General features: G+C 71.8%; 9 protein-coding genes. 3 read left to right on the forward strand and 6 right to left on the reverse strand.

Annotation, left to right across the window (positions count from 1 at the left end; genetic code table 11):
• The first annotated feature begins 1 nt into the window (after position 1).
• Entirely contained in the window at positions 2-1,099 is a 1,098-nt protein-coding gene (locus tag DY240_RS11260) for a YveK family protein (RefSeq protein ID WP_147375288.1), read from the forward strand.
• Complete coding sequence (locus DY240_RS11265; protein WP_119659990.1) at positions 1,096-2,604, forward strand: O-antigen ligase family protein; 1,509 nt, start codon at positions 1,096-1,098, stop codon at positions 2,602-2,604. Before DY240_RS11260 ends, DY240_RS11265 begins: the two co-directional genes overlap by 4 nt.
• Here the strand turns inward: DY240_RS11265 and DY240_RS11270 are convergent.
• From DY240_RS11270 to DY240_RS11295, 6 genes are all read right to left on the reverse strand, one after another.
• Positions 2,573-3,214: a PIG-L deacetylase family protein gene (locus DY240_RS11270; protein ID WP_119659999.1), complete on the reverse strand. Its 642-nt coding sequence runs from the start codon at positions 3,212-3,214 to the stop codon at positions 2,573-2,575. The two genes, DY240_RS11265 and DY240_RS11270, sit on opposite strands and share 32 nt — an antisense overlap.
• Positions 3,211-3,993 (reverse strand): sugar phosphate nucleotidyltransferase, encoded by a 783-nt coding sequence (locus DY240_RS11275; protein ID WP_119659991.1) that lies wholly within the window; start codon positions 3,991-3,993, stop codon positions 3,211-3,213. Before DY240_RS11275 ends, DY240_RS11270 begins: the two co-directional genes overlap by 4 nt.
• On the reverse strand, positions 3,990-4,706 hold the full coding sequence (locus DY240_RS11280) for a methyltransferase (protein WP_119659992.1): 717 nt from the start codon (positions 4,704-4,706) through the stop codon (positions 3,990-3,992). Before DY240_RS11280 ends, DY240_RS11275 begins: the two co-directional genes overlap by 4 nt.
• 39 nt (positions 4,707-4,745) lie before the next feature.
• Entirely contained in the window at positions 4,746-5,969 is a 1,224-nt protein-coding gene (locus DY240_RS11285; protein WP_119660000.1) for a class I SAM-dependent methyltransferase, read from the reverse strand.
• Between the two features lie 2 nt (positions 5,970-5,971).
• Entirely contained in the window at positions 5,972-6,994 is a 1,023-nt protein-coding gene (locus DY240_RS11290) for an NAD-dependent epimerase/dehydratase family protein (RefSeq protein WP_233552701.1), read from the reverse strand.
• Positions 6,995-7,112: 118 nt separating this feature from the next.
• The gene (locus tag DY240_RS11295; RefSeq protein ID WP_147375289.1) at positions 7,113-7,640 is read right to left on the reverse strand and encodes a YdcF family protein; all 528 of its coding nucleotides are present in this window, start codon (positions 7,638-7,640) and stop codon (positions 7,113-7,115) included.
• Between the two features lie 110 nt (positions 7,641-7,750).
• Here DY240_RS11295 and DY240_RS11300 point away from each other — a divergent pair.
• A partial coding sequence (locus DY240_RS11300; protein WP_119659995.1) for a nucleotidyltransferase domain-containing protein occupies positions 7,751-8,856 on the forward strand: 1,106 nt, incomplete at its 3' end.

Raw genomic sequence — 8,856 nt, forward strand, 5'->3', positions numbered from 1 at the left:
CGTGGACGTCTGGCGAATCACTCTTGCGGCGTTGCGCCGCTGGTATGTCCTGCTGCCGCTGCTCGCACTCACCGGCGTCCTGGCCCTGCAGGCCGGCGACCGGGTGGCTCCGGAGTACGAGGGACAGGCCGGTGCCATGATCACCCCGGAGCGGGTTCAGGGCGAGGTGGCCAACCCGTACGGCAGCATCACGAACGCCAACGAGGCGCTGGGCATCGTCCTCAACAGCGTCGACAGCCGCCGCACCATCGTGGAGCAAGGACTCTCGGCGTCCTACGAGATCGGTGTGGCCTCGCGCAGCACCATCCTGCAGGTGTCCGTCCGCGCCGACAGCCCCGAGGTGGCCGTCGCCACCGGTCAGGCGGTGCTGGACCTCGCCGCGCAGGAACTCGCGACCCGGCAGACCGAAGCGGGCCTGCCGCCGGAGGCGCAGTACACGCTGGCGATCCTCGACCCGCCCGCCGTCACCGCCATCGTCAACACCGGGTCGGTCCGGGTCCAGGCGGTCGTCGGCATCCTCGGCGCGGGTCTCTCGCTGCTGGTGGCCGTCCTGTTCGACGACATCGTCGGGCTGTGGAAACGGGCCCGTGCCAAGGGCGCGCGACGCAGCGCCAAGCGGGCGCGCGAGGAGAAGGACACCGCCGAGGCCACCGAGGCCGCCACCGAGGCCGCCGTCGAGGATCCGGCGCAGCCGAGCAGCAGCACCGTCGACGAGCACGTGCCCGCCACGGACGAGCCCGAGACGCCGCGCCCGCGCGATCTGCCGCGCCGCAGGTCCGAACCGGCGGCTGCCGGACCCCATGGGCCGAAGGGGAACGGCAACGGGCACACCGACCACGCCGGCCTGACGACCGCCAGCCCGAGCATCAACAGTGCGCTCATCAACACCAACGAATGGGTGTGGCCCGGCGACCAGGGCCTCGAGGAGGCGCTCGAGGCCGCGGAGGAGCCGCGGCGGCGGCGCAACCCGTTCTTCGACCCGGAGTTCACGAAGCGGCAGTTGCAGAAGAAGTCCAAGCGGACGGACCCGCCGGCGTCCGCCGAGGACGAGTCCACGTCCGGCACCACGACGTCCTCGGGCGCCGCACGGCGCCCATGAGCGTCGCACCGCCGAGTCCGGCTCAGGCCCGCGCCCGGCGCGCCAAGCGGCCGGCCTGGCAGCCGGCCCTTCTGCGGGAACCCGGTGGTCTCATCGAGGCCCGCACCACCTGGGCTCCCGCCGTCGTCAAGGCGCCCAGCACCCTGACCGTCCTGGTCGTCTTCGTGGCCCTGCAGTTCATGATCCCGGCCCGGCTGGTCATCGGGGGCATGGGTGCCATCGGGCGCCCGACGGTCGCCATCGGCATCCTCCTGACCTTCCTGTGGGTGCTCTCGGTGCTGCGCGGCCGCGGCCAGCTGCCCGCGGGGTGGCAGCCGATCCGGTGGATCGTCGGCCTGTACGTGGCGGTGCAGCTGTTCGGGTACGCGGTCGGCTTCGACCGTGGGCTGCCCGGCATCGAGGCGAGCAGCGCCGATCGCTGGCTCATCCTCACCATCGCGATGGCCGGCCTCAGCCTGGCCATCGCCGACGGCCTGCCCACGCGCGCTCAGCTGGACCGGTTCCTCCTCGTGCTGGTCGGGTTCACCGCCGTCATGGCCTTCATCGGCATCCTGCAGTTCCTCGGCGTCGCCGATCTCACGCAGTACCTGCGACTGCCCGGGCTGCGCAACAACGCCGACCTCATCGGCATCGGCGAACGCGGAGGTCCGGGCTTCGCCCGGGTGGCGTCGACGGCGACGCACTACATCGAGTTCGGCGTCGTCCTCTCCATGGTGCTCCCGCTGGCGATCCACTACGCGCTGTTCGCGACGACGACACGAGAGCGGCGGCTGCGCTGGTTCGCGGTCGTGTTGATCGGCTCCGCCATTCCGTTCTCACTCTCGCGGTCCGCGACTCTCGCGGTGACGCTCGGGCTCGTCCTGCTCGCGACGGTGTGGCCGTGGCGGCAGCGATACAACGCCGCGGTCATCGGCGTCTGCGCCACCGCCACGTTCACGGTCGTGCAGCCCGGGGTCCTCGGCACCATCCGGTCGCTGTTCACCAATGCCAACGACGACCCGAGCATCCAGAACCGGCTCTCCGACACCGAGTACGTCATGAACCTCTGGGGCCAGCGGCCCTGGATCGGCCGGGGCGCCGGAACGCTCATCCCGGACGAGTACATCCTGCTCGACAACCAGCTCTATGGCACCCTGCTCGTCGGCGGCGTCATCGGGCTGGCCGGCCTGGTGATCTTCTTCCTGGCGCCGTACTTCGTCGCCCGGAGCATCCGGCTGCGCGGCGCCGACCAGGAGACGCGGCACCTGGCCCAGGCGCTGAGCGTGATCATGCCGGTCAGTCTCATGGTGAGCGCGACGTTCGACTCGTTCTCGTTCGCGACGTTCGTGGGCGTGCTGTTCATCGCCGTCGGCGCCATCGGCGCGCTGTGGCGGCTGGATCACGAGTCGCCGCACGAACGTGTGCTGCAGATCGCCGCGCCCGGCGACAAGTACGTCGCGACGCCGTTGATGGCGTACTGGCGGCGCGACGACGTCAGAAGGCCAGCGTCGCCTTCGACACGGTGAAGGCCTCGGCGTAGCGGCTGCGGCACTCCATGCCGCGCAGCCGGAGCAGGCCGAGGAACATCTCCTCGTCCCACCAGTCGCGGCCGGTCTGGGACGGGAAGCAGTCGTCCAGCAGCTCGACCTTGTGGCGGGCCACCGCGTCCGAGAGCGGGACGTAGTGGGTGACGGAGCCGAGGTCGCCGTCCCACTTGGGGATCTCGTACCCGAGCACGAGGGAGTCGCGCCAGACGGTGGGGACGAGCTCGGCGATCAGGCGGTGGTCCTGGTGGGCGTCGTCGCGGCGCGGGGCGAAGACGACGTCGGGGCGGCGGAGCCCGCCGGCGACGCCCTCCAGGGTGTCCTTCACCTCGTCCCAGGCGGCCGGGAGCCGGCCGTCGCGCAGGCCGGCGACGCGGACGTCGACCGCGGCGCCGGGCAGGAAGCGCCCGGTCGCCTTCAGTGCCTCGTCGCGCCGTTCACCCGCACCGGTCAGCACGACGGCGGTCGCCCGCACGTCGCGGGCGGCCGCCAGGGTCAGCAGCGTGCCGCCGCAGCCGATCTCGATGTCGTCCGGGTGCGCGCCGAGGCACAGGACGTCCAGCGCACCGGGCGGCAGCGTCAGCGGCGTCACGGCGCGGTCCGCCACAGCTCCCAGGGCGCCGTGCCCCGCTTGTGCATCTCCTCCAGCATCGCCCGCTCCTTCAGCGTGTCCATCGGCGCCCAGAAGCCGTCGTACGGGACGGCCAGCATCTTGCCGTCCTTGGCCGCCCGGGCACAGCCGTGCATCACCAGGTCGTCGCCGGGCTCGAGGTAGTCGAAGATGGTCTGCCGCAGGACGAAGAACCCGCCGTTGATGCGCACGTCCATCTCCTCGGCCGGCAGGAACCCGACGATCTTCGAGTTCGCGTCGACGTCGACCACGTGGAAGGAGTGGTGCGGCCGGACGGTGAGCATGCTGCCGACGTCGTCGGTGGCGAGGAAACGGTCGACGATCTGGTCCATCGGCGCGTCGGTGAGCACGTCGCCGTAGTTGGCCAGGAACACCTCGTCGTCGCCGAGGTGGTGACGCACGCGACGCAGCCGCTCGCCGATCTCGGAGTCCATGCCGGTGTCGGCGAAGGTGATGCGCCAGTCGCTGATGTCGGAGTCCAGCAGCTCCACCCGCCGGCCGCCGTCGCTGAGCACGAAGTCGTTCGACGCCGTCTCGCGGTAGTCGAGGAAGTAGTTCTTCACCGACTGCGCGCCGTAGCCGAGGCACAGGATGAACTCGGTGTGGCCGAAGTGCGCGTAGTAGCGCATCACGTGCCACAGGACCGGCCGGTCACCGACCGTCATCATCGGTTTCGGTGCGGTGTCCTGGCCGCTGCGCATGCGCATGCCGTAACCGCCGCAGAACAGCACGACCTTCATCGTGGTCTCCCCCCGGTGTGGAACATCAAGACGTTGTAGCGGAACCGCGCGTTGGCCGAGCCGGTCATCACCGAGTCCTCGATCACGCACGTCATGCCCAGGCGGCCGGCCAGTTCCACGAAGCCCGCCCGGTCGAGGTAGAGCTGGCCGATCTCGGTGCGGACCGCGTTGTGGCCGTAGGCGGCCCCGCGGACCGCCCGATGCTCCTCGCGGGTCGCGAGGTCGTTCACGTCGAAGATGCCGACGGCGCGGCGCGCCTTCGCCGCCATCCGCTCCGTGACGTCCCAGGCGTACTCGGCGTCGGGGAAGTAGACGAACACGCCGTTGCTGACGACGACGTCGTAGCGTGGCTCGACTGGGACCTCGCGCGCCTCGAGCACGGCCAGGTCGTCGGTGTCGAGCACCATGGCGGCGATCTCGACCAGCGCCGGCGCGTAGTCCGAGCCGCCCACGCCGGCGCAGAGGTTCTGCAACGACCACAGCAGCGCGCCGGCTCCGCAGCCCACCTCGTAGACGTGATCGTCGGGACCGATCGCCAGCGAATCGACGATGTGCCGCAACTGCCGGTCGTACTGGTTCAGGTCCAGCGCCGACGTCGGAGAGTCGTAGCCCGACAAAGCCACCAGGTCACGCAGACCCGGTGACCGCCCCTCGGCCAGGGCCCGCTTACCCTTCGCCTGCCACACGTCGAACCAGCCCTGCCGACCGTTCAAGAGTCATCCGCCCCAGAGACTCGTTCCGGATGCCCGGCATCAGAAGATCTCCAACGCCGGCAACGGGACCACCAGCCGGCCGCCCCACTCGCGCACGTACTCGAGCTGGGCGGCGATCTCGGTCCTCAGGTTCCACGGCAGGATCAGCACGTAGTCCGGCTTCTCCTCGGCCAGTCGTTCGACCGGGTGCACCGGGATGTGCGTGCCGGGCAGGAACTTCCCGTGCTTGAACGGGTTGCGGTCGACGGTGAACGCGAGCAGGTCCTGCCGGATCCCGCAGTGGTTGAGCAGTGTGTTGCCCTTGCCGGGCGCGCCGTACCCGGCCACCGTGGCGCCCTTGCGGGAGCACTCGATGAGGAACTCGACGAGGTCGTTGCGGACGTCGGCGACGGCGACGCTGAAGCCGGCGTGTCCCTCCAGCGTGTGCAGGCCGGCGGCCGCCTCGTCGGCGAGCACCTTCTCGATGGCCGCGCCGGGCGCCCCGGCGTTCCCGGCCGGCGTCGACCACGTGCGCAGCGAGCCGCCGTGCGTCGGCAGTTCCTCGACGTCGACGACGGTGAGCCCGGCCGCGGCCAGCACCCGCTGCGTCGTCAGCAGCGACAGGTAGGAGTAGTGCTCGTGGTAGATGGTGTCGTACTCGCGGCCCTCGACCAGCCGGAGCAGGTGCGGGATCTCGATGCTGACGTAGCCATCGTCGGCCACCAGCGCCCGCAGCCCCTTGGCGAAGTCGACGATGTCGGGCACGTGCGCGAACACGTTGTTGGCGACGACGAGGTTCGCGCGGCCGTTCGCCCCGGCCACCTCGGCGCCGCTCTGCTCGCCGAGGAACCGCACCTCGGTGGGGATGCCCTTGTCCAGCGCCGCCTGCGCGACGTTGGCCGCCGGCTCGATGCCCAGGCAGCGGATGCCGCGGGCGACCACGTGCTGCAGCAGGTAGCCGTCGTTGCTGGCCACCTCGACGACGAAGGAGCCGGGGCCGAGCCCGAGGCGGTCGGCGGCGCCGTCGACGAACGCCTTCGCGTGCGCCACCCAGGAGTCGCTGTAGGAGGAGAAGTACGCGTAGTGCGTGAAGATCTCCTCGGCCGGGATGTAGGCCGGCAGCTGCACCAGCAGGCACTGCGGGCAGACCCGGACGTGCAGCGGGTAGAACGTCTCGCCCTGGTCGATCTGGCCGGCCTCGAGGATCGCCTCGCACGGCGGCGACATGCCCAGGTCGACGAACGTGTGGGTGAGCTCCGCGCCGCAGAGCCGGCAGGTCGGCAGGCTCATCGCGCCACCTCCGCGACCCGCAGCCGCAGCTCGTCGTCGAGCCGGCCGGCCTCGATCAGCTCGCGCACCCGGGCCAGCCGCACGTAGCGGGCGCCCTCGAAGTCCTCGGCGGCGATGCCGATGCGCTGGAAGTCCGCGGACAGCTCGCGGATGCCGTCGGGCACCGTCCACCGCGGCGCGAACGCCGGCAGCAGCTCGCGGATCTTGGAGAAGTCGACGCGGTAGTCGCGCTGGTCGGGGCCGGCGTCCTTGGCGAACGTCACGGGCACGCCGACGATCTCGGACACCTGCTCGGCGATGTCGCGGATCTGCATGACGTCCTCGTCGCGGCCGACGTTGAACGCCTGGTCGTGCACGACCTCGCGGGGCGCCTCGAGCGCGGCCAGGAAGGCCCGGGAGATGTCCTCGACGTGCACCAGCGGCCGCCACGGCGTGCCGTCGCTCTGCAGCCGCACCTCACCCCGGGTGTGCGCGGTGCCGGTGAGGTTGTTGACGACGATGTCGGCGCGCAGGCGGGGGGACGAGCCGTACGCCGTCGCGTTGCGCAGGTACGTCGGGCTGAAGTCGTCGTCGGCCAGCTCCGACAGCTGCGCCTCGGCGACCACCTTGCTCTCGCCGTAGGGCGTCACCGGGTTGAACGGCGCGTCCTCGGCGACCGGCGCGCTGCCGGCGGCGCCGTACAGCGAGCAGGACGACGAGAACAGGAACCGCGGGACACCGGCCTGCTTCGCCGTGCGGGCCAGGTACACCGGCGCCGACGCGTTCACCGCCAGCGTCGCCGCCGGGTTCAGGTGGCCGATCGGGTCGTTGGAGATGGCCGCGAGATGGATGACGGCGTCGAAGCCGGCCAGGTCGCCGGGCATGGCGTCGCGGACGTCGCCCGACCACGACTCGCCCGGCGCATACGTGCCGAAGTCGCAGCCGTCGTACCAGCCGGCGTCGAGCCCCACGACGTCGTGACCGTGGCGGCGGAGAAAGGGAACCAGGACGGCGCCGATGTAGCCACGGTCGCCCGTCACGAGCACACGCATATTGCCCCCCAGGCCCACAGGCCCGTCGCGGCGTTCCGAGCCCCCCGCTCGGAATACACCTCGGAACGGAGCCTACCGGGCGGTTCCGGACACGTCGACCCGTAGATCAGCAGTCGCGTTCGAAGGCCAGCGCCTTGATCATCGCGCCGTTCTCGTAGAACACCCGGTAGAGCTGCTGGGCCAGCCCGTCCTCGCGCACCGTCACCAGCTCCAGGCGCCCGTCGAAGCAGCGCTCCAGCCGGATCCGCGCACGGACCGCCTGGCTGGCCGCCGTCACGACGACGAGATGGTCCCAGCCCCGCTCGCTCGCCAGCTCGGCCACCATGCGCGCCTCGCCGCGCGTCGTCGGCGGCTCCGGCGTCAGGCAGATCTCCTCCGGGACCGCGGCCAGCGGCTCGCACAGCCGCGGGTCGGGGACGAACACGACGACGGCGGGCGCGAGGCCCTCGCGGGCCAGGTCCCAGCCCAGGCCCATCCGGTCGCCGGGCCCGCCGAGGACGACGACGGCGTCGGCCCGCACCGGCTCGTCCGCGGGCGGGAACACGAACAACCGCAACTCCGCGGCGACGGCCGCCGCGAGCAGCAGCACGCACACCACCGCGACGCGGCGCGGCTTCCCCCCTGGCCAGCGCACGGGAGAGATCGTACGGCTTCGACTGTCCCGAATGTCGAGAGCGGTCTACCATGAGTCATCCGCCGGGCATGAGGGGGTTCGACCCGGCGAGCTGATCCGTGGGGGGCCACATGGCGGGGTCGGTTGACGCCTCGACCGTCCGGAAGAACACCGCGTCCGCACGCCACCGCGCCGCCGTCTCGGCCGCGGTGGTCGACGTCTGCCGAGCTCAGAGCCCGGTCCTGGCGGGCAACGACGCGGTCCGCGACGCGTTCGTCGCCGCCGTCCGCCACCACCGGGTCGCGCCGCTCGCGCACGTCCTGCTGCGCGAGGCCGACCCCGTGGTCGCCGCGGAGCTGAAGGGCGACCGCGACGCCGCGATGATCCGCCATCTCACCGCGTCGGTCGTTCTGGACGACCTCGGCCACACCCTTGGCGAGCTGCCGTGGGTGACATTCAAGGGACCGGTGCTGTCCGAGCACGCGCACCCCGCACCCGGGCTGCGCTCGTACACCGACGTCGACGTGCTCGTGCCGCCCGCAGAGCTGCGCACCACGGTCGAGCTGCTGCTGGCCGCCGGCTGGCAGGTCATCGACTTCCGCGACATGCTCGTCAACGTCCACACGCCGGGCGAGATGCACCTGGTCAGCCCGCAGGGCGTGTTGGTCGACCTGCACTGGTCGCTGATCAACATGCAGCAGACCCGGCGGCAGTTCACCGTCGACACCGGGGCGCTGCTGGAGCGCCGGGTGTCGCGCCCGGTCGGGGGCACGGCGACGTGGACGCTCGACGCCGCCGACTCGCTGATCCACGTGTGCCTGCACGCCGCGCTCACCGGTGCGCACAAGATGCTCTGGCTGCTCGACGCCGACCAGCTGGCCCGGCAGATCGGCGACTGGGACGACGTCGCCCGGCGGGCGGACGGCTGGGGGGCAGCGCCGGCGCTGGCGATCGTGCTGGCCCGGTCCCGGGCACTGCTGGGCACCCCACTCCCCCGCGACCTCGACCGCCGGCTCGGCGTCTCGGCCGGCTTCCGGCTGGTCACCGGCGCCGTCGACCGGCTCCGGCCGGTGGCGGGCCTGACGCGCGAGGCGTCGCTGCCGCGGCTGGTCGCCCGGTCGGCGCGGCCCAGCGGTGGTCGGACGCTGTCGGCGATCGGACGGCGCGGGCTGCGGGGCGTGGGCGAGCGGTTGCGGCCGGCCGGGCGAGCCGGCGACGCGGCGCAGCGGGAGCCGGC

The organism is Jiangella rhizosphaerae (assembly GCF_003579925.1).
Taxonomy (GTDB): domain Bacteria; phylum Actinomycetota; class Actinomycetes; order Jiangellales; family Jiangellaceae; genus Jiangella; species Jiangella rhizosphaerae.

Coding starts and splice junctions, on each gene's coding strand:
- DY240_RS11265 (WP_119659990.1), top strand. CDS start 1,096: ATGAGCGTCGCACCGCCGAGTCCGGCTCAGGCCCGCGCCCGGCGCGCC.
- DY240_RS11275 (WP_119659991.1), bottom strand. CDS start 3,993: ATGAAGGTCGTGCTGTTCTGCGGCGGTTACGGCATGCGCATGCGCAGC.